Genomic DNA, 20167 nt, shown 5'->3' with positions numbered 1-20167 from the left:
CCTTCCGGACCGCGCCTTACGGGAACATCGCGTCGACCGTGTCCTGCGATACCGAGGCGTCGCCGGGCAGGACGGGGCCGTTGAGCAGGGCCGCCTCCTCGCTGCGCGTGTCGGCCGTCGGATTCGGCCGCGACGGCGGGTCGCCGGGACCGGACCAGACGCGCAGCATCTCGCCGATCCGCTCCTCGACGAGGACGATCGTGCGCACGACCTTCGAGATCCGCTGGCCGGTGAGGTCCTGGAAATTGCAGGATTCGAAGATCGTCTGCATCTCGATCTGGATGGCTCGGGCGTCGGCCCGGTTGGCGTCCTCGCCCGACCGTCTCACGATGCCGCGCGCGAGCGTATCCACCTTCTCCGAAGCCGTCAGGATCGCGTTGGTGGCGTCCTCGGTGCCCTGCACCACGGCGAGGAGCTCGTCCCGCGCGCGGCTCGTCTCCTGTTCCTGCCGGAGGTCGGCGATCTCCTGGCGCGTGCGCGCGATCGCGTCGGAGATCGACAGGAGCTGGGTCCGGAGGAGCCCAACACCCTCTTCGATGGAGGCAACGTCCGGCAGAGCGCGGGCCATGATCGGGGATCGCCATGCGGTTTATATTGGCCGGTGAAACTATCGGCGACCTCTTAAGCCGCGCTTAATGGCACTTATCTCGACGCGATTCTGTGCCGCTCCGGCCGATCGTGACTGTGCAATGTCCTATTTCCACGTCATCCACACGTCAAAGCACGCCGAACGTGCGCCGAACCCGCGCCTCGTCTTGCCGACCGCTTCGCGCGACGTCGACACGACGATCTCCGCCTAACCGACGAGTGCGATCTCGCCGCGTTACCGATGAGGGCTGGAACAGCGGCGCTCTCAACTGTTGGTTGATGCTAACGAACTATTTCGGCGCCCGCTCGGTAGCACATGTGCGTGAACGGCTCGACTTTGAGCAGTGATGCGCGGAGAAAAGTAAGCTTTTGATGCTCTCTCGAGCTCGGTGGTTCCGATTTCGAGTTGGGATGTGAGCAGGGCAATCCGAGCGGCGTCGCGCTTGCTCGACCTCCGGGAACGGGCCGCGCGCTTCGCGCGGGCACGCGGGGGCGCGACGGCCGTGGAGTTCGCCCTGGTGGCCCTGCCGTTCTTCGCGCTGGTCGGGGCCTGCCTCGAGAACGGGATCGTGTTCTGGGAGCAGGAGATCCTCCAGCAGGCGGTGTCCGACGCCAGCCGGCAGATCTACACGGGCACGTTCCAGACGACGAACGCCGGCACAACCGACCCCGCGACGCTGATGAGCCGCTTCCGGACGGCGATCTGCACGCAGCCGAACGGCACGCCCCGGGTCACGATCTTCACCTGCGCCAACGTCCGGGTCAGCGTGATGAAGGTGGCCGATTACGGGTCCGCCACCCCGGTCTCGCCGGTCGCGACCAACGCCAGCGGTGCGAGCGACTGGAACCCGAACTTCGCCAGCTACGCCTGCGCCGGGAACTCGGCCATCGTGATCGTGCAGGCCGCGGTCGACATCCCGGTCTTCTTCCCGCTGCTCGGTGCCGCCGTGCCCAACCTGCCGAACAAGCGGCGGGTGCTGCAGGCCGCGACGGTGTTCAAGGTGGAGCCCTACTCCGCACCGTCGGGGTGCTCGTGATGGGCGGCCTGCCGATCGGCCTGAGCCGCTTCCGCCGCGATGAGCGCGGGATCGCCGCCGTCGAGTTCGCACTCGTCCTGCCCCTGCTGATCGTCCTGTATTTCGGGACCGCCGAGCTGACGCGCGTCGTGGACGCGACCCGGAAACTGACCCTGTTCGCGCGCACGCTGGGCGATCTGTCCGGACGGGTGGACAATGCTCTGGCGACCCAGAACGGGATGGCTCTGGCGACGCAGGACGGGATGACGAAGATCACCAGCGCGGCGACCGCGATCCTGCGCCCGCTGGACGCGTCCGGCCTGCAGATCGTGGTCAACGCGATGGGCGTGGAAACGGTCAACGGGTCGCTCAAGGGCTTCGTCTGCTCCAGCTGGCCGCAGAACGCCACGAAGCGCCCGGCCAACCAGGCCAACGGGAGCAACGGACTCCCCGCGACGCCGGCCGCCTATCAGTTCGACGGGGCCCGCTACATCCTGGCGGAAGTCACGATGCCCTACACCCCGATCATCGGGAGTGCCCTGTACCGCTGGATCTTCGGCGGCCGCGGATTGACCTTCACGCGGCAGATCCCGTGGTCCGAGCGCACCCCCAGCGAGATCGTCATGCCGGGCGGCACCGCCTGCCCGGTCTACAACTAATGGTCGAGGGAAGGCCCGTGTCGGTGTTCCGCATCCGGTTGAACCGCGCTCTCAGGCTGGCCGTCACGGCGTTTCCGCGGGCGCGCTCCGGTCAGGTCGCGCTGACGTTCGCGCTGGTCACGCTGCCGGTCATGTTCGCCACGGCGGCGGCGATCGATTACGGGCGCCGCAACGCCGCGAAGACCCAGCTCGACACCGCCCTCGACGGCGCCGTGCTCGCGGTGATGTCGCAGAAGACCAACACGATCCCGGCGACGACCTTGCAGAACATGGAGACGCAGTTCCGCGCCGAGGCCGCCAAGGTTCCGGGCGTCACGGTGACCTCGTTCGTCCCCGGCGCGCCGGTGAACAGCGCGAAGACGCTGAGCCTCACCGCCACCTACACGGCGACGGTCAAGACCAGCCTGGCATCGATGATGCAGATCCCGGCCATGCCCATCAGCGGCACGTCCTCGGCGACCCGCAACACCTCGCAGTACATCAACTACTACCTGCTGCTCGACAACTCGCCGTCGATGGGGCTCGCGGCGACCGATGCCGACGTGAGCAACATGAAGCGCGCGACCAACGGGTGCGCGTTCGCCTGCCACCAGCACACCTTCGACAACAAGGGCAACATCATCGGCGACGATCAGAACGACTTCTACCATGTGGCGTCGCGGAACAACATCAAGCTCCGCATCCAGGTTCTGAGGGACGCGGTCTCGGCGCTCGTCGATCAGGCGAATGTCAGCATGTTGCTGCCGCAACAGTTCCAGATGGAGATGTGGACCTTCAACGATTCGGTGACACAGACGCGGCTGCAGGCGATGACGCCGACCTTAAACAATATCAAGATCGCGACCCCGAATATCGATATCGCCTACGCCTACTACAATCAGTCCGACAATCAGACCGATTTCGAGCGGGCCATCGCGAAGATGAACGCGACGATCCCGGCCAGCGGCGACGGGCTGACGCCGGACAAGCCGATCCGGTTCCTGTTCATGGTCACCGACGGCGTCGAGGACACCGGCGGCAGCGTCACCAACCAGAGCGCGGGTTTCCAGATCCAGAGCAACCGCTTCATCGGGCCGCTGAGTCCCTCGACCTGCACGAATCTCAAGAACAAGAACGTCAAAATCGGGATCATCTACACTCAGTACCTGCCGATCTACGATAACGATTTCTACAACAGCTACGTCAGGCCGTACGAGTCGAAGATCGGGCCGGCCCTGCAGGCCTGCGCGTCCGACGGCATGTATTTTCCGGTGACCACGAACGGCGACATCACCGCCGCCATGCTGAAGCTTTTCAGCACCACGCTCGCGAGCGTGCGCCTGAGCAACTGACGCGCCGCGCCCCGCTCACGTCGTCGCCGATGATCCGAGGACGTTGACCCACAGGACGGTGGTCTGGCTGCGCGGGTCGGGATTGCTGAAGCGGTGCGGCCGCCGGCTCTCGAAGCGGAAGCTGTCGCCCTCCGCGAGCTGGAGCGTCCGCGCCTCGACGATCAGGGTGAGGCGCCCCGCGAGGACGAGGCCGGCTTCCTCGCCGTCGTGGCTGAAGGGCTCGTCGCCGGTGCTCGCGCCGGGCTTCAGCACCATGTGGAACAGGCTCATCCCCTGCGTGCCCCCTGGCGGGGTCAGGAGCTGCTTGGTGATGCCGGCCCGCCAGAGCTGAAGTTCCGGCCGGTCCTTCCGGAACACGACGATGGGATCCGGGTCGGGCGCGTCCGGCCCCGCTTCGAACAGGCCGCCGATCCCGATCTGCAGCGTGTCGGCGAGCAGCGCCAGGACCCGCAGGGACGGCGACGACAGGCCCCGCTCGACCTGGCTGATGAAGCCGATCGACAGGCCCGTGCTGGACGCCACCGCCTCCAGCGAGAGTCCGCGCGCGCGACGCAGGCCGCGCAGGCGCTGACCCACAGCCCGGTCGACCGGTTCCGGACCCGTTGCCTCGCCTCGGGGGATGCTCACCGTCACGCCAGCCTGCCTCTCCTGTGCTTCTTCATGCACGTGAAAGTCGCTTGCGTCGATACCGAAAACGTGCGGTATTCTTCACGAGAATGAAATCGGGCCCGGCTTCCGCCGCGTGACCCGGGCACTGCACGGGAGCGGCACCATGAGAAGACGGTTGGCCAAGCTGTGTCTGTCGTCGGCGCTGCTCCTCGGCGTCCTCGGCGCTCCCGTCGGCGCGCAGGCCCTGAAGGTGGGATCGACGCCCACCGGCCTGCCCTTCACCTTCCTCGATACCAAGACGAACAGCATTCAAGGCGTGATGGTCGACCTCGTCAACGCGGTCAGCAAGGAGGCGGGTTTCACGGTCGCGGTCGAGCCGCTGCAATTCTCGACGCTGATCCCGGCGCTCACCGCCTCGAAGATCGATATCATCGCGGCGGCGATGTTCATCACGCCGCAGCGCAAGGAGGTCGTGTCGTTCTCGGCGCCCGTCTACAGCTACGGCGAGGGGCTGATCGTCCCGAAGACCGACACGAAGGACTACACGTCCTTCGCCGACCTGAAGGGCGAGACGGTGGGTGCCCAGGTCGGCACCGCCTTCGTCGAGCCGCTGAAGAAGTCGGGCCTCTTCAACGAGGTGAAGATCTACGACGCGATCCCCGACATCATCCGGGACGTCAATTCCGGGCGGCTGAAGGCCGGCTTCGCCGACGCGCCGATCCTCGCCTACTACGTCAAGCAGGGCCTGTTTCCCGGCGTCCGCCTCGTCGAGACCTTCAAGCCGACCGTCGTCGCCTCGGTCGGCCTCAGCGTCCGCAAGACCGACACCGAGCTCCTCGCCAAGATCGACAAGGCGCTCGCCAAGCTGAAGGCCGACGGGACGCTCCAGGCGATCCTGACCAAGTGGGGTCTGCCGCCGTCGGCCGACCGGTCCTGACCTTCATGCGCGAGTTCCTCGCCGACGCCCAGGACTACCTGCCGATCCTGCTGCAGGGCGTGCAGCTCACGATCCTGATCACGATCGCGTCCCTGGTGGTCTCGACGCTGCTCGGGCTGGTCTGGGCGGTGATGCGGGTCTCCGGCATCGCGATCCTGTCGGGCTTCAGCGCGGTGATGATCAACATCCTGCGCGGCATCCCGATCATCGTGCAGCTGTTCTACATCTACTTCGTGATGCCCGATTTCGGCCTGTCGCTCACCGCCGTCCAGGCGGCGATCATCGGGCTCGGCATCGCCTACTCGGCCTATCAGGCCGAGAACTTCCGCGCCGGCATCGAGGCGGTGGATCGCGGGCAGGTCGAGGCGGCGCTGTCGATCGGCATGGGCTGGGGCATGACCATGCGGCGGGTGATCCTGCCGCAGGCGATCCGGATCGCGCTGCCGCCCTACGGCAACATCATGATCATGATGCTCAAGGACTCGTCGCAGGCCTCGACCATCACGGTCGCCGAGCTGGCGCTCCAGGGAAAGCTCATCGCCTCGTCGACCTTCAAGAACACCAGCGTCTACACGCTGGTGGCGCTGATGTACCTCGCGCTGAGCCTGCCGCTGATCCTGCTGGTCCGCCACTTCGAGGCGAAGGGACGGCATCGATGATCGTGCTGGAGGACGTCCGCAAGCATTACGGCGCGCTGGAGGTGATCAAGGGCGTCTCGGCCGAGGTCACCAAGGGCGAGGTCGTCTGCATCATCGGGCCCTCGGGATCCGGCAAGTCGACCCTCCTGCGCTGCATCAACGGGCTCGAGGCCTACGACGGCGGCGAGATCCGCGTCGACGGGCAGCGGGTCGACCGGGACAAGCGCGGCATCAAGGCGATCCGCACGCGGGTCTCCATGGTCTTCCAGCGCTTCAACCTGTTCGCCAACCGGACCGCGCTCGAGAACGTCGTCGAGGGGCCGATCCACGTGAAGGGCGAGCCCCGGGGCGAGGCCGAGGAACGGGCGCGCGCCCTGCTCGCCCGGGTCGGGCTCTCGGGCAAGGAGCACGCCCGGCCGAACGAGCTCTCCGGCGGGCAGCAGCAGCGCGTCGCGATCGCCCGGGCGCTCGCCATGCGGCCGGAGGCGATCCTGTTCGACGAGCCGACCTCGGCCCTCGATCCCGAGCTCGTCGGCGACGTGCTGAAGGTCATGCGCGCCCTCGCCGACGAGGGTATGACGATGCTCGTGGTCACCCACGAGATCGGCTTCGCCCGCGAGGTCGCCGACCGGGTCCTCTTCCTCGACGGCGGCCGACTCGTCGAGCAGGGGCCGGCCGCCGAGGTCCTCAACCGGCCGCAGAATCCGCGTACCCGGGACTTCCTGCAGCGCGTGCTGCACCCGCTCTAGGACACGCCGTGGCCGAACCGTTCCCGCTCGCACCCTCGCTCTGGGCCACGACGGCGGCGCCCGCGCCGGACACGCCGCCGCTGGCCCGATCCGGACTGGCCGAGGTGGTGATCGTCGGCGGCGGGTTCTGCGGCCTGTCCACCGCCCTGCATCTCGCCGAGCGCGGCATCCGACCCGTCGTGCTCGAGGCGCAGGAGGTCGGCTACGGCGGGTCCGGTCGCAACGGCGGCCAGGTCATCCCCGGCCTCAAATACGATCCCGCCGACCTCGTCGCGCGGTTCGGTCGGGAGCGCGGCGAGCGGCTCGCGCGCTTCGCCGGCGGGACCGCCGACGTCGTGTTCGACCTCATCGCCCGGCACGGGATGGACGTGCCGCATTCCCGCGCCGGCTGGATCCAGGGCGCCCACACCGAGGCCGGGCTCGCCGAGGTCGCCAAGCGGGCGGCCCAGTGGGCGGATCTCGGTGCGCCCACCCGCGTCCTCGACAGGGCCGAGACCGAGCAGCTGCTGGGGACCGACCGCTATCTCGGCGGCTGGCTCGACAGCCGCGGCGGGGCGATCCAGCCCCTGAGCTACGCCCGCGGCCTCGCCCGGGCCGCCCAGAAGGCCGGCGCCACGATCCACGGCGGATCGCCGGTCACCGGCCTCGAACGGACCGGATCGGGCTGGACCGTCACCACGGCCCAGGGCGAGCGGGTGACGACCGGCCGGGTCGTGCTGTGCACCAACGGCTACACGGGCGGCCTGTGGCCGAACCTCGCGCGGACGGTGATCGCGGCGAACTCGTTCCAGGTCGCCACGGTGCCGCTGACCGACAACCTGCGGCGCTCGATCCTGCCCGAAGGCCATGTCTCCTCGGACACGCGCAAGCTCCTGCTCTACTTCCGCCTCGACCATACCGGACGCCTGCTGATGGGCGGCCGCGGTCCGTTCCGGGAGCCGCGCGACCCCGCCGACTGGGCCCATCTCGAGCGGATCGTCGGCAAGCTCTTCCCCCAGCTCGACGGGATCGCCTTCGACCATCGCTGGTGCGGCCGCGTCGCGATCACCCGGGACTACCTGCCCCATCTCCACGAGCCGGCGCCCGGGCTCCTCATCGATATCGGCTGCCAGGGCCGGGGCGTCGGCCTCCAGTCGGCGATGGGCCGGGCGATGGCCGCCTACATCGCGACCGGAGATGCCGGCAACCTGCCCCTGCCGCTGACGCCGATCGAGCCGCTGCCGCTCCACGGGCTGAACCGGCTGTACGTCTCGGCGATCATCGCCTGGTACCGCCTGCGCGACGGCGGCATCCGCTGATCCTACCGGCCCGCCGTCACCGCGCGCGCCACAGCGCCCCGATCAGGCCCAGGGCGGCGAGCGCCAGCGCGAGGAGCATCCACCACAGGGCCCCCGGCCCGACATGGGTGAGCACGACGGCCCCAGCCGGCGGCGCCAGGGCCTGGGCGGCCAGGGCCGGCCGGGCGAGGCGGCCGACCACCAGCGGGTAGCGCACGGGGCCGAACAGGGCGAGCGGGACCGTGCCGCGAGCGATCGAGTAGATCCCGTTGCCGCCCGCGTAGAGCACCAGCCAGAGCGCCACGCCCGGCAGCCCGGCCGCAAGGAGCCACAGCCCGAGGGCGATCAGGCCGAAGGCGGCCGTCAGTGTCCAGAGCGGGTGGTGGCGGCCCTTGAGGGAGATCTCGGCGACGCGGGCGCTCACCTGCGCGGGCCCGATCAGCGCCCCGTACGAGACGGCGGCAGCGAGCGACACGCCGCGCGCCTGCAGCAGGGTGAGCAGGTGGACCGACACCTGGGACATGATCGCGCCGCCGAGGACCAGCACCCCCGCGAACAGCAGGAACGCGCGGCGCTCCCGGGTCGATAGCGGCGCGGGCCCCGTTCCCTGTGGCCCGTCGGAGACCGGGAGTGCCGGCGCGTGCGGGATCATCGCGAGGATGAGCGGCAGCGTCACCGCGAGGTGCAGGCCGGCATAGGTGAGACAGGCGCCTCGCCAGCCGATATGAGCCACCAGGAAGGCCGAGAGCGGCCAGCACACGGTGCTGGCGAACCCGCCCCAGAGGGTCAGCGTGGTGATGGCCGGCCGCGCGGCCGCGCCGTAGAGCCGCCCGAGGGTCGCGAAGGCGGGGTCGTACAGGCCGCAGCCCATGCCGGCGCCGAGGATCAGCCAGCCGGCGAGATAGATCGGAAGGTTCGGCGCCACGGCCACCACGGTCAGCCCGGCGGCGAGGAGCAGCGCCGCGAGGGCCAGGACCGGCCGCCCGCCGAGCCGGTGGATCGCCGCCCCGACATGCGGCGAGGCGAGGGCCGCGACGAGGAGGCCGAAGGCCAGTCCGCCGACCACCCAGGCGAGGGGCCAGCCGGTGCTCTCGGCGATGGGGGCCGCCATCACGGCCGGCAGGTAGAACGACGAGCCCCAGGCGAGGATCTCCACGACGCCGAGTGCGGCGATCACCGGCCAGCGGCTGGCTTCGCTCATGTCCGGACCGCCGCCGCCACGGCCCGCTGGCGCTCAGGCCGTGGCGACACGGCGGCCCTGCTCGTCGACCACCGGCTCGCCGTCCTCCTTCACGAAGCCGCCCCGCTGCGGCGGCAGGAGATCCAGCACCGCCTCCGAGGGACGGCACAGGCGTACGCCCTTCGGCGTGACCACGAGCGGCCGGTTGAGCAGGATCGGATGCGCCGCGACGGCTTCGAGCAACTGCCCGTCGGTCAGGTCCGGGTTGCCGAGGTCGAGCTCGGCGTAGGGCGTGCCCTTCTCCCGGAGCACGTCGCGCACCGACAGCCCGGCGCGGTCGAGGAGCTGCAGCAGCAGCGCGCGGGTCGGCGGCGTCTTGAGATACTCGATCACGTGGGGCTCGATCCCGGCGTTACGGATCATCGCGAGGGTGTTGCGCGACGTGCCGCAGGCCGGATTGTGGTAGATCACGACGTCGAACGGCTCAGACATGTGCTGCGTCTCCCGAGGGGCTGAGGCAGGCGGCCAGGGTCTCCGCCGCCGGCGTGCAGATCTCCGCGCGGCCCTGGCAGCAATCGCGCATCAGGAACGCGATCAGTTCGGCCAGCACCGGGTAGGCGGCACTGTAGAGGATGGAGCGACCGTCGCGCCGCGAGCTGACCAGCCCGGCGCGGCTCAATTCCTTCAGGTGATGCGACACCGTGGCGGCCGACACGCCGACCGCCTCGGCCAGCGTCCCGGAGGCGAGGCCCTCCGGACCGGCTCTCACCAGCGCCCGCACCAGCCGCAGCCTGTGCTCCTGCGCCAGGGCCGCGAAGGCCGCCAGGGCTTGCGCGTCGTCCATTTTCCCGACAATCTTCAAACGGTTGTTTGAACGTATGAGAAAGCGTCCCGGTGAGCAAGAGCCCGGCCCCTGCCCCTTCGGTCCGTGACGGCCTGCCGAATCTCAGCGCGGCGCATTTCGCAACGCCGACCGACGGGGCCGGTCGGGGGATCCCGCTCGCGCACGCGCCGCGCTTCCTGATCCTGTACGGGTCGCTCCGCGAACGCTCCTTCAGCCGGTTCCTGGCCTATGAGGCCGCGCGGCTCCTGGAGGCGATGGGCGGCGAGGTCCGCATCTACCACGCCGACGGCCTGCCGCTGCCCGACGACGCGACCGCCGACCATCCGAAGGTGCGGGAGATCCGCGCCCTCTCGGCTTGGTCCGAGGGGCAGGTCTGGGTCTCGCCCGAGCGGCACGGCGCGCTCACCGGCGTGATGAAGAGCCAGATCGACTGGCTGCCCCTGTCCGAGGGGAGTCTGCGCCCGACGCAGGGCCGGACCCTCGCGGTGATGCAGGTCTCGGGCGGGTCCCAGAGCTTCAACGCCGTGAACGCCCTGCGCGTCCTCGGCCGCTGGATGCGGATGATCACGATCCCCAACCAGTCCTCGGTGCCGATGGCCTACCGGGAGTTCGACGAGGCGGGCCGTATGCGACCCGGGCCGCTCTACGACCGGGTCGTCGACGTGTGCGAGGAACTCATGAAGTTCACGCTGCTGACCCGCGGATGCGCCGATTACCTCGTGGACCGCTACAGCGAGCGCAAGGAGCGCGATCCCGACCGGCTCGCCGGTGTCGCGGCCGATATCGGCTTCGCGAAGCCCTCACCGCCGGGCGCCTGAGCCCCGCCGGCCCGAGCGCGCCGCCACGCGGTCCGGCCCGGGCCGGTGCTCACTGGAATCGCCGCATCTCCGGCGCCAGCGAGCGTCCCGCTTCGAGGAGGGCGCGGACCTTGCGGGTCGCGTGCTGGAGGATGTCCGGCCGCGCATCCTCGTAGGACGTCTCCTCGACGAAGCTCCGCAGGGCCTCCGTGATCCGGTCCTCGATCTCGTCCATCAGGGCGAGCCCCTCCGGACCTTCCCGCCGCAGATGCGCGTCTGCGAGCGTCAGGTAGGCGGCGCTCGCCAGCAGGAAGGCGATCCCGTTCGCCTCCTGAGCCGCCGCGGAACTCGCGTCGCCGCCGTCCATGCCGTCTGCGACGTCGTCGTCCATCGGCTCACATACTCCCCGTTCGTTGCTCACGCTGTGCCGCTCCCGCCGCGTCGCGCCAAGTAGAGAAAAAGGGTCGGTCCCCGTCCCCATTCGGGCGACGTCGGGGGCCGATCCGGACCGCCGGCCCCGCGTCGCCGCCGAGCGCCGGACCGATCCGCTCGGCTCTCCCCGGGCCTCAATGGCCCGGATCGGTGCGGTCCTCGGTCGCGCGCCGCTCGCGCATCCGGAGCAGTGCCCGGCGCCAGGCATCCACCACCGCCGCGCGTGCGCGGGCATCGGTCTCGCGGTCGGACTCCGCCGTCCGGGCCTTGCCGTCGGCCTGCCTGCTCCGGGCTCTCGGATCTCGGTTCATGATCGCCTCCTGTCGTGTCCAGACCGAGAGACACCGGATCCTGGGACGCCGCGGTGAGGCGGCGCACGCGGACCATGGAAATCGCGTGCGGCGGAGCACAGGCGGCCGACGGCCCCGCGACGCGCGCAATTTTTCTGATCGTGGACCGAAGAGTTTTTCAGGAGCGCCGACACTCATTTTCGGAGTACTGTCACGGCGCCGGCATGTGCCCTCGTGCGATGCCGCAAATATTGATGCGGTGCAATAACGATCGTATTCAAAACTCAGCCGATCTCCGGGGCCGAGACGTCCCGGCACCACGGGGGCGGCGCATGGCACAGTCGGAGGCGACGGGCATCACGGCCGGCCGCTCCTCCACGTGCCGGGGAGGATCACGGGCTCCATGAGGAAGAACAAGGTCATCTCGGCGGAGGAGGCGATCGCGCTGATCCGCGAGAACGACGTCGTGACCACCACGGGGTTCGTCCAGAGCTGCATCCCGGAGGCCCTGCACGCCGCCCTCGAGAAGCGGTTCGTCGAGACCGGATCACCCCGCGGCCTCACCCTGATCATGACGGCCGGCGCCGGCGACAGCAAAGGGCTCGGCACCGGCCGCCTGCACCATGACGGCCTCCTCACGCGGGTCATCGCGGCCAATTTCGGCCGCATGCCCAAGGTCGCCAAGGCCGCGCAGGACAACCTGATCCGCGGCTACAACCTGCCCCAGGGCGTGATCTCCCAGCTCTACCGGGCCTGCGCGGCGGGTCAGCCGGGCCTGTTCTCGAAGGTCGGCCTGAAGACCTACGTCGACCCGCGCCACGGAGGCGCCAAGGTCAACGAACTGACCACCGAGGATATCGTCAAGCTCGTCGAGGTCGATGGCGAGGAGTGGCTGTTCTACACGGCGACCAAGATCGACGTGGCCTTCATCCGGGCCACCTCGGCCGATCCGTCGGGCAACCTCTCCTACGAGAAGGAGGCGCTGACCCTGGACTGCCTCGCCCAGGCCATGGCGGCCCGCAACAACGGCGGCATCGTCATCGCCCAGGTCGAGCGCATCGTCGACGACGGTTACCTCCTGCCGAAGGACGTGCGCGTGCCCGGCATCCTCGTCGACTGCGTGGTGGTCGCCGAGCCCGAGATGCACCGGATGAACTACGGCGTGATGCACGACGCGGCGCTCGCCGGCGAGATCCGGGTCCCGGTCACCGGCATCAAGCGGATGGCGCTCAACGAGCGCAAGATCATCGCGCGCCGCGCCGCCTTCGAGCTGCCGCCGAACGGCGTGGTCAATCTCGGCGTCGGCGCGCCCGAGGGCATCTCGTCGGTCGCCAACGAGGAGAAGATCACCCCCTACATCACCCTCACCACCGAGGCGGGCGCGGTCGGCGGGGTGCTGGCGTCCGGTTCGAGCTTCGGCGCGGCCACGAACGCCGACTGCATCATCGACCAGAACCAGATGTTCGACTTCTACGACGGCGGCGGCCTCGACATGACCTGCCTGGGCATGGCCGAGTGCGACGCGGCCGGCAACGTCAACACCTCGCGGTTCGGCGGCAAGCTGAACGGCTGCGGCGGCTTCATCAACATCTCGCAGAACGCCCGCACCGTCGTGTTCGCCGGGACGTTCACGGCCGGCGGTCTCGAGATCGCGGTGTCCGACGGTCAGGTGCGCATCGTGAACGAGGGCAAGGCCCGCAAGTTCGTCACCCAGGTCCAGCAGAACACCTTCTCGGGCCCCTACGCGGTCGAGCGGTCGCAGCCGGTCCTCTACGTGACCGAGCGGTGCGTCTTCCAGCTGACTCCGGAGGGCTTGGAGCTGATCGAGGTCGCGCCGGGGATCGACATCGAGCGCGACATCCTCGCCCACATGGATTTCGCCCCCGTCGTGCGCAATCCGGTGCCGATGGATCCGCGCATCTTCCGCGAGGAGCCGATGGAGCTGATCTCGGATCTGCTCAACCTCGATCTGAAGTCCCGCGTCAGCTACGACGGCGAGCGCAACATCCTCTTCGTCAACCTGGAAGGCTGGTACTGCCGGGTGAAGGGCGACATGGACGAGCTGCGCATGACCATCGTCGAGGCCTGCCGGAAGGCGGGCCAGCGGGTCAACGCCGTGATCAATCACGACGGCTTCCGGCTCAACGAGAACTTGGTCGACGACTACGCCGGCATGGTCCAGTACCTGCAGGCGAACTACTACGCGACCACGACCCGCTACGCGACCAGCGCCTTCCTGCGCCTCAAGATGGAGGAGGCCCTGAACAAGCGCGGGGTCGCGCCGCACGTCTTCGAGCGCAAGGAGGAGGCGCAGGCCTTCGTCAGCAGCACCGAGGACAAGAAGGCCCGCAAGCGCATCTCCCCGGCGGTCGCGTCGGCGGCGTGACGTCCGGCCGGCCGCGGGCCCGCGCCGGGCCCCGCTCGCGCCACGGCGCGGTCGGTGCCGCGGCCTGCCTCAGGCGACCGGCAGGCCGAGGACCCGCCGCGATTCCTCGGACAGCACCGCGTGGCGCGCCGATTCGGGGCCGTCATTCGGCGTCCGCGCGGCCGCCTGCGTGACGAGGTCCCGGAACCGCTTCTTGTCGAGGGCGCGGCCGCGCAGGCTTCCGAGCACGGCGTCCAGCACCATGCGGACCGCCCGGGCGCGCTGGCGCTCGCGCTCCAGTTCGGCGGCGAGCAGCGGATCCCCGAACTGGGCCGCGCCGAGCGGCGCCACCAAGACGGCGCCGTCGATGACGGCGGGATCCCGGTCGTCGGTCTCGACCGCAGAATCCGTGATGCCGTCGAGGATCTTGGTCGCCTCGGTCAGCAGGATCTTGTGCTGGACCGCCGCCGAGAGGTTCCCCGGAACCTTCTGGCTCGCCGCGCCGATCAGGCGCTTGAACTTGGCCCGATCCAGCCCGAAACGGCCGATGCTGGCCCGCAGCGCCGCCAGCACGGTGCGGAGCGCCTCGGTCCGGTAGGTCGCCTTGAGGAGCTGATCCCGCAGCGCCCCCGCCGAGGCCATCTCGACGAAGGACGTCTCGGGCAGTTGCTGCACCTGTTCCGCCAGCTCGACGATGGCGCGCTGCATCAGCGCGGTGCGCTGCTCGCGGATCTCGCCCGGCGCGAGCCGCTGGCGTCCCTTGCGGAGCCACACGAAGAATTCCGTCGCGTCCCGGTCGAGGAAATCCTCGACGCGCAGATCGATGTAGCCGAGCTGCGCAAGCTCCAGGATCATCAGATTGAAGCTCGCCGGCACGAACACCCAGGCATGGGCGTCGGCGTAGTAGGGCAGTTGCGCGGCGCCGAGCCACTGCGGCTCGTCGGTGAGCGGATTCGCGGGAATGGCCGGCCGCGTGTCCTGGCCCGACCAGGCGCCGACCGTGCCGTTGTCCTTCAGCGCCATGTTCAGGGCGTAGTCGATGTGGGTCCGGACCGTGTGCCGGTTCCGCTTCTCCAGGAACGCCGCGACCGCGTCCGCCGTCCCGGTGAGGGAACGGTAGAAATCGAAGCATTTGCGCTTGTCGGGCACGGCCAGGATCACCACGCCGTCCGGCCGAAGCAGCGTCTCGGCGGCGCGCAGGAAGGTCACGATGTCGGTCGTGTGCTCGATGACGTGGCTGGCGATGAACGCGTCGAAGGTGCCGTGCTGGTCGACCGGGACCGCGTCCGCGATCGAGCCGCCTGTCCAGACGAAATCCACCTCCTCGATGCGGTCGACCGTCTGGTCGTGATACTTCTCGATGAGCTCCGAGCGCGGCGCGTGATCGATGACGAACGTGTTCCAGCCGTCGCGCTTCGGCGCGAGCGGGCTGAAGCTCGGGCCAATCTCCACGATGCGGGCGTCCTTGGTCAACGACCTCAGGAGTTGCTGCGCACGATCCATTGCCACTAAGCTCCGATCAAACGCTTCGCGAATGCGCTGTAGAAGCGCGGTGAAGGCCGCGTTGGCGGGAAGGAATACCGTTGCACAAGAGGCCGCTCGCCGCCGTCACGATGGCCTACAACGAAAAGACCATGCTTCCGCTCTGGCTGAAGCACTACGAGCGACAAGTCGGGGCTGAAAACTGTTATATCCTCGACCACGGTTCCGACGACGGCTCGACGACCGGACTGCGCGCGAACGTCGTCCGGTTGCCGCGGTTGCCCCTGAACGAGTGGGAGCGCGCCCACACGGTCAGGGATTTCTGCGCATCGCTGTTCATCGGCTTCAAATATGTTCTCTATGCGGATAGCGACGAGCTGATCCTCCCCGATCCGGACGTATCGTCTACTCTCTCCGATTACATCGCCGCGCGGCCGCTGCCCCCCATCCTCGATCTGTTCGGGGCCGACGTTATGCACGTCGGGGACGAGGCCCCTATCGACGTCGCGGCGCCGATCTCCGGCCAGCGGGGCTACATCCGGCCGATATCGACCCTGTGCAAGGCGACCATCGTATCGGAGCGGGTCGACTGGCACGTCGGCTTCCACTGCCTGATCCAGGATCACCGCCCCGATTTCCGCGACCTGTTCCTGTTCCACCTGGCGTATCTGGACCACGACATCCTCTTCAGGCGTCAGCAGAAGCGGAATGCGGCCGCGCCGATCGGCATCCCGAACTCCCACCACGCCATCGACCCGACGGAGTTCCTGGCCTTCGTGAAGGCCGATATCGGTCGCGTCCCGCGCCGCCCCGTTCAGATGCGTCCGGGTGAGGCCCATTTCGAGACCACGAAGCGGTTGTTCGCCGACGCGATCGAGCGCAAGAGCGCGATCCAGGCGCCCGACCTCTGGACGCTGCCCGAGCGCTTCGTCGGATCCTTCTAGGGCAGGACAGTCGAACCGGCTCGGAGAACGCCGCGTCTGTGCCGGCACGGCCATCCGGTATATCCCGGGCCGCCCGACGCCGCTTCGGCCATGCCGGCGAACCCTTGGGGAGCTTCGACCCTGCGCGACGATCAGAGCCTCATCGCGCCGGGCGCGGACCGGAGCAACGCCGCCGCGCCCTGGGCCGAACGCGTCGCGGATCTCGCGCACGCGGCGCTCATCGGCGAACTGGAGACCTGGCCGAAGCCCGGCCTCGTGAGCCCGGTCGATTCCGGCAGCCACAACGACATGGATGCGGAGACGCTCCGCCGCAGCGCGGCGGCGCTCCGGCCGTTCTTCGCGGAACTGGTCGCGGCGGGCGCCCGCGATGCCGTAATGGCGGAACTCCGGGCAATCGGTCTGGCCGCCGAGACCGCGATGATGCGGGCGACCGGCGGCGTCAACGCGCATCGGGGCGCCATCTTCTCGCTGGGGCTGATCTGTGCGGCGGCGGGAGCGCGGGGCGTGGGGCCCGGTGCGGAGCGCGCGAGCGCCGAAGGGCTGGCGGAGGCGGTCGGTCATCTCTGGGGGACAGCGATCACCCGGGCGCCGGTCTCGGCCGTCAGCCACGGCGGCCGCGCCGCGCGGCGCTTCGGCGTCGGTGGCGCCAGCGCCGAGGCCGCGGCGGGCTTTCCGACCATCCGCGCCGTCGCCCTGCCCGCTCTCCGCTTCGGCCGATCGTGCGCCCCCGGCGATGCCGAGGCGGCCCGCGTGCACTGCTTCTTCGCCCTCCTGGCGGTCGTCGACGACACGAACCTCCTGCACCGCGGCGGTGCCGACGGCCTCGTCGGCGCGCGCGCGGCCGCCGCGACCTTTCTCGACGCCGGAGGCATCGCGGCCCCCGACTGGCGCGCGCGCGCGGCGGCGATCCACCGCGCCTTCGTGGCCGCGCGCCTGAGCCCCGGCGGCTGCGCCGATCTCCTCGCCGCGACGCTGCTGCTGGACGCCCTCGCCTGCCCACCCTGACGCGCGCGCAGCCCCGGGGCGCGTCGGTCGCAGTTTCGCGGATGCGGGCGCTACCTACATGCGGATTCTATCCCGCCCTCCCCGCCGGACCGCCCGTGACCCTGTTCAGGATCGCCCTCCTCGCGCTCGCCGCGCTCTTCCTCGTGCCGGTGGCGATCTCCGCCCTGCTCTACGCGACGCGGGCGAGCGGTGACTGGCGTCTGGCGGATCGGTCCAGCGCCGGCCTGCTGCCGCGCGCGGACGCGCATCCCGGCGCCGTGCTGCGCATCTTCTCGGCGCGGACCGTGAGCTGGCGCGGCATCGTGGCCACGCATAGCTGGATCGTCGTCAAGGAGCGCGGCGCCCGCGCCTACAGCCGGTTCGACTACACGGCCTGGGGCCAGCCGATCTGGGTCGACCGGTTCGTGCCGGACGGACGCTGGTTCGGGAACCCGCCGACGGTGGTGTTCGCCGCCGACGGCGCCGAGGCGGAGGCGATGCTGCCGCGGATCCGGCAGGCCGTGGCCGAGTACCGGTTCAGCCGGCCCGGCGACTACGTCGTGTGGCCCGGCCCGAACTCGAACACCTTCGTGGCCGCCGTCATGGCGGCGGTGCCGGAGATCCGCGAGAGCCTGCCCACCACCGCGATCGGCAAGGATTTCCCCTATGACGGGCGCTGGATCGGCCTGACGCCGTCGCGGACCGGGATCCGCATCAGCCTCGGCGGCTATGCCGGGGTGACCCTCGGCTGGGTCGAGGGCCTGGAGCTGAATCTGCTCGGCGGCGTCGCCGGGATCGACCTGCGGCGGCCCGGTCTCAAGCTGCCGGCCCTGGGTCGGGTCGGGCTCTGAGCGCCGACGCGGTCCCAGGGCGCGCGACCGTCGGCGCCCCGGGATGCGCCGCTCACGGCGCGAGGTCGTGGACCGGCTCCTTCACCGGCGTGGCGCTGCTGTTCAGCACGGTGCTGCCGGTCGAGACCGGCTTCAGCACGGCCCGGTCGATCTGCGGCGGGGTCGGGAGCTGGAGCTGCGCGCTCGTGTCGGTCCATTCGCGCGCGACACGGTCGGGATCGTCGTTGAGCTTCGTGCCGTAGCTCGGCACGATCTCCCGGATCTTCGCCTGCCATTCCGGCGTGGCGACCTTCTGGGCGAAGACCTTCTCCAGCACCTGCAGCATGATCGGCGCCGCCGTGGAGGCGCCGGGCGAGGCCCCGAGGAGCGCCGCGATGCTGCCGTCCTTGGCGTTGACGATCTCGGTGCCGAGCTTCAGCACGCCGCCCTTGTTCGGGTCGCGCTTGATGATCTGGACACGCTGCCCCGCCTGCCAGAGGCGCCACTCCTCCTTCCTGGCCTTCGGGAAGTACTCGCGCAGCGCCGCGATCCGGTCGTCGTCCGACAGCATCAGCTGCCCCGCCAGGTACTCGACCAGCGGGAATTCGTCGACGCCGACCTTCATCATCGGCCAGATGTTGCTGGTGGTCGTGGAGCTGAGGAGGTCGAAGTACGAGCCCTCCTTCAGGAACTTGGTCGAGAAGGTCGCGAACGGCCCGAACAGGATCACGCGCTTGCCGTTGATCACGCGCGTGTCGAGATGCGGCACCGACATCGGCGGGGAACCCACGGACGCCTTGCCGTACGCCTTGGCGAGATGGAGCGTGGCGACTTCGGGATTGTCGTTGATCAGGAACGAGCCGCCCACCGGGAAACCGGCATACTCGTCGCCCTCGGGGATGCCGGATTTCTGCAGGAGGTGCAGGGCACCGCCGCCCGCGCCGATGAACACGAACTTGGCGTCGGTCGTCCGGCGCGTCCCGTCCTTCAGGTTCTTGGCGGTCACCCGCCACGAGCCGTCGCCGTTCTTGGTGATGCTCTCGACCTCGGTCGAGAGCCGGAGGTTAAAGCTCGGCTGCTTCTGCAGGTGGGCGACGTACTGGCGGGTCACCTCGCCCCACTCGCAGTCGGTCCCGAGCGGCGACCAGGTGGCGGCGACCTTCTGCTTCGGGTCGCGGCCCTCCATCATCAGGGGCACCCACTTGCGGAGCTGCTCGGGATCCTCCGAGTACTCCATGCCGGCGAAGAGCGGGCTCGCCTTCAGGGCCTCCCAGCGCTTCTTCAGGTAGGCGATGTTGTCGTCGCCCCAGACGAAGCTCATGTGGGGCGTGTAGTTGATGAAGGCGCGCGGGTCCGTCACCACGCCGGTCTTGACCTGATGCGCCAGGAACTGCCGGGTCACCTGGAACGCCTCGTTGATCTCCACCGCCTTGGCGATCTCGATCTGCCCGTTCTTCTTCTCGGGCGTGTAGTTCAGCTCCGCCAGGGCCGAGTGTCCTGTGCCGGCGTTGTTCCAGCCGTTCGAGCTCTCGAGGGCGACCTGATCCAGCCGTTCGACCATCTGGATCGACCAGTTCGGCTCCAGCGCGTTCAGCCAGACGCCCAGCGTCGCGCTCATGATCCCGCCGCCGATCAGCAGCACGTCGACCTTGCTGTCCGCGCCCTCGGCCAGGGCCAGCGCGCCCGGCAGGGCCGCCAGCGCCAAGCCGGTGGCGGCCGTGCCGAGGAGCCGCCGCCGGCTCAGGGGCAGCACGTCCGCGGCCCGGCGGTCGCGCCGGTGTTGGGTCTCGTCGTCGCCACGCATGGGCAGATCCCGCTTTTGCGTACCGCACGGCCCGATCGGCCGCCGCGCGTACGGAAGACACTCGATGCGACGGGCGCGAATCCCGCCCGTCCGGCCTTCCGGATCGTTTCCCCGTTCCCGTCGCGGCACGCTCGCGGTCTCGCGCGACCCGGCACGACGGTCCTGCCCTGGCCCGCATCGCGTCCGTCGTCCCCGAGCCGCACGGATCGTGGGACGACGGGGCGCGCTCGCGCGACGCAGAGGCCTTCCCTCCGCCTAGGCGCGCGATCTCGCCGGAGAACGGATCACCGGTTCAAGACCTCGCTCGCGCGGTGGCGCGATTGCCGGGTGGGCGGGAAGATGCTGGCTGGCTTGGCTCAGCAGATTGATGGTGGCCTCATAGAGGACGGGGCCTGAAAGGACAATTACTGC

At 69.5% G+C, this 20167-nt stretch carries 21 protein-coding genes; 12 read left to right on the top strand and 9 right to left on the bottom strand.

Annotated elements, in window-relative coordinates:
- Positions 1–16: 16 nt before the first annotated feature.
- Entirely contained in the window at positions 17–568 is a 552-nt protein-coding gene (locus BMY19_RS05365) for a protein phosphatase CheZ (protein WP_020091735.1), read from the bottom strand.
- Positions 569–1031: 463 nt separating this feature from the next.
- Between BMY19_RS05365 and BMY19_RS05360 the strand changes: the two genes are divergently transcribed.
- The 3 genes from BMY19_RS05360 to BMY19_RS05350 are packed head-to-tail and all read left to right on the top strand — an operon-like array spanning position 1032 to position 3594.
- On the top strand, positions 1032–1625 hold the full coding sequence (locus tag BMY19_RS05360) for a TadE/TadG family type IV pilus assembly protein (RefSeq protein WP_100251084.1): 594 nt from the start codon (positions 1032–1034) through the stop codon (positions 1623–1625).
- Positions 1625–2263 carry a TadE/TadG family type IV pilus assembly protein gene (locus BMY19_RS05355; RefSeq protein WP_056522208.1) on the top strand — a complete coding sequence of 213 codons (639 nt, stop codon included), beginning with the start codon at positions 1625–1627 and terminating at the stop codon, positions 2261–2263. Before BMY19_RS05360 ends, BMY19_RS05355 begins: the two co-directional genes overlap by 1 nt.
- A gap of 17 nt (positions 2264–2280) precedes the next feature.
- Entirely contained in the window at positions 2281–3594 is a 1314-nt protein-coding gene (locus BMY19_RS05350) for a TadE/TadG family type IV pilus assembly protein (RefSeq protein WP_091678656.1), read from the top strand.
- Between the two features lie 15 nt (positions 3595–3609).
- Here BMY19_RS05350 and BMY19_RS05345 read toward each other — a convergent pair whose 3' ends face one another.
- A complete protein-coding gene (locus BMY19_RS05345; RefSeq protein WP_100251083.1) occupies positions 3610–4227 on the bottom strand; it encodes a helix-turn-helix domain-containing protein in 618 nt (205 codons plus the stop codon).
- 139 nt (positions 4228–4366) lie between these two features.
- On the opposite strand from BMY19_RS05345, the gene BMY19_RS05340 reads away from it, so the two are divergent.
- From BMY19_RS05340 to BMY19_RS05325, 4 genes are read left to right on the top strand one after another with little or no spacing between them, the layout of a single operon-like run.
- Positions 4367–5140: an ABC transporter substrate-binding protein gene (locus tag BMY19_RS05340; RefSeq protein ID WP_091978041.1), complete on the top strand. Its 774-nt coding sequence runs from the start codon at positions 4367–4369 to the stop codon at positions 5138–5140.
- 5 nt (positions 5141–5145) lie between these two features.
- Positions 5146–5799 (top strand): amino acid ABC transporter permease, encoded by a 654-nt coding sequence (locus BMY19_RS05335; RefSeq protein ID WP_012317380.1) that lies wholly within the window; start codon positions 5146–5148, stop codon positions 5797–5799.
- Positions 5796–6527: an amino acid ABC transporter ATP-binding protein gene (locus BMY19_RS05330; protein ID WP_020091727.1), complete on the top strand. Its 732-nt coding sequence runs from the start codon at positions 5796–5798 to the stop codon at positions 6525–6527. Before BMY19_RS05335 ends, BMY19_RS05330 begins: the two co-directional genes overlap by 4 nt.
- An 8-nt stretch (positions 6528–6535) precedes the next feature.
- Positions 6536–7825 carry an NAD(P)/FAD-dependent oxidoreductase gene (locus tag BMY19_RS05325; RefSeq protein ID WP_020091726.1) on the top strand — a complete coding sequence of 430 codons (1290 nt, stop codon included), beginning with the start codon at positions 6536–6538 and terminating at the stop codon, positions 7823–7825.
- 16 nt (positions 7826–7841) lie between these two features.
- On the opposite strand, the gene BMY19_RS05320 is transcribed toward BMY19_RS05325, so the two are convergent.
- The 3 genes from BMY19_RS05320 to BMY19_RS05310 are packed head-to-tail and all read right to left on the bottom strand — an operon-like array spanning position 7842 to position 9828.
- The gene (locus BMY19_RS05320) at positions 7842–9005 is read right to left on the bottom strand and encodes an MFS transporter (RefSeq protein ID WP_100251082.1); all 1164 of its coding nucleotides are present in this window, start codon (positions 9003–9005) and stop codon (positions 7842–7844) included.
- Between the two features lie 33 nt (positions 9006–9038).
- Positions 9039–9476 carry an arsenate reductase (glutaredoxin) gene (arsC, locus tag BMY19_RS05315; protein ID WP_091978039.1) on the bottom strand — a complete coding sequence of 146 codons (438 nt, stop codon included), beginning with the start codon at positions 9474–9476 and terminating at the stop codon, positions 9039–9041.
- Entirely contained in the window at positions 9469–9828 is a 360-nt protein-coding gene (locus tag BMY19_RS05310; protein WP_100251081.1) for an ArsR/SmtB family transcription factor, read from the bottom strand. Before BMY19_RS05310 ends, arsC begins: the two co-directional genes overlap by 8 nt.
- A gap of 92 nt (positions 9829–9920) precedes the next feature.
- Here BMY19_RS05310 and arsH point away from each other — a divergent pair, with 92 nt between their 5' ends.
- Positions 9921–10646 carry an arsenical resistance protein ArsH gene (arsH, locus tag BMY19_RS05305; protein ID WP_026604722.1) on the top strand — a complete coding sequence of 242 codons (726 nt, stop codon included), beginning with the start codon at positions 9921–9923 and terminating at the stop codon, positions 10644–10646.
- Between the two features lie 49 nt (positions 10647–10695).
- Here the strand turns inward: arsH and BMY19_RS05300 are convergent, their stop codons facing one another.
- Together BMY19_RS05300 and BMY19_RS30790 are read right to left on the bottom strand one after the other, a co-directional pair.
- Complete coding sequence (locus tag BMY19_RS05300; protein WP_020091721.1) at positions 10696–11016, bottom strand: hypothetical protein; 321 nt, start codon at positions 11014–11016, stop codon at positions 10696–10698.
- A 175-nt stretch (positions 11017–11191) separates the two neighbouring features.
- Complete coding sequence (locus tag BMY19_RS30790; RefSeq protein WP_170862909.1) at positions 11192–11368, bottom strand: hypothetical protein; 177 nt, start codon at positions 11366–11368, stop codon at positions 11192–11194.
- A 382-nt stretch (positions 11369–11750) separates the two neighbouring features.
- On the opposite strand from BMY19_RS30790, the gene BMY19_RS05295 reads away from it, so the two are divergent.
- A complete protein-coding gene (locus BMY19_RS05295) occupies positions 11751–13733 on the top strand; it encodes an acyl CoA:acetate/3-ketoacid CoA transferase (protein ID WP_020091719.1) in 1983 nt (660 codons plus the stop codon).
- Positions 13734–13802: 69 nt separating this feature from the next.
- Here BMY19_RS05295 and BMY19_RS05290 read toward each other — a convergent pair whose 3' ends face one another.
- Complete coding sequence (locus tag BMY19_RS05290; RefSeq protein ID WP_091924623.1) at positions 13803–15215, bottom strand: class I SAM-dependent methyltransferase; 1413 nt, start codon at positions 15213–15215, stop codon at positions 13803–13805.
- Positions 15216–15295: 80 nt separating this feature from the next.
- On the opposite strand from BMY19_RS05290, the gene BMY19_RS05285 reads away from it, so the two are divergent.
- From BMY19_RS05285 to BMY19_RS05275, 3 genes are all read left to right on the top strand, one after another.
- On the top strand, positions 15296–16138 hold the full coding sequence (locus BMY19_RS05285; RefSeq protein ID WP_020091717.1) for a glycosyltransferase family 2 protein: 843 nt from the start codon (positions 15296–15298) through the stop codon (positions 16136–16138).
- 90 nt (positions 16139–16228) lie between these two features.
- Entirely contained in the window at positions 16229–17143 is a 915-nt protein-coding gene (gene mdcB, locus BMY19_RS05280; protein WP_100251080.1) for a triphosphoribosyl-dephospho-CoA synthase MdcB, read from the top strand.
- Between the two features lie 95 nt (positions 17144–17238).
- On the top strand, positions 17239–17973 hold the full coding sequence (locus BMY19_RS05275; protein ID WP_100251079.1) for a DUF3750 domain-containing protein: 735 nt from the start codon (positions 17239–17241) through the stop codon (positions 17971–17973).
- A 52-nt stretch (positions 17974–18025) separates the two neighbouring features.
- Here the strand turns inward: BMY19_RS05275 and mqo are convergent, their stop codons facing one another.
- A complete protein-coding gene (mqo, locus tag BMY19_RS05270) occupies positions 18026–19756 on the bottom strand; it encodes a malate dehydrogenase (quinone) (RefSeq protein ID WP_100251078.1) in 1731 nt (576 codons plus the stop codon).
- Between the last annotated feature and the right edge of the window lie 411 nt (positions 19757–20167).

Origin of the sequence: Methylobacterium sp. UNC300MFChir4.1, from assembly GCF_900110155.1 — a bacterium.
In the GTDB taxonomy this organism is placed as follows: domain Bacteria; phylum Pseudomonadota; class Alphaproteobacteria; order Rhizobiales; family Beijerinckiaceae; genus Methylobacterium.
The sequence above is the reverse complement of the archived record's forward strand: the minus strand, read 5'-3'. Positions and strand labels throughout refer to the sequence as shown.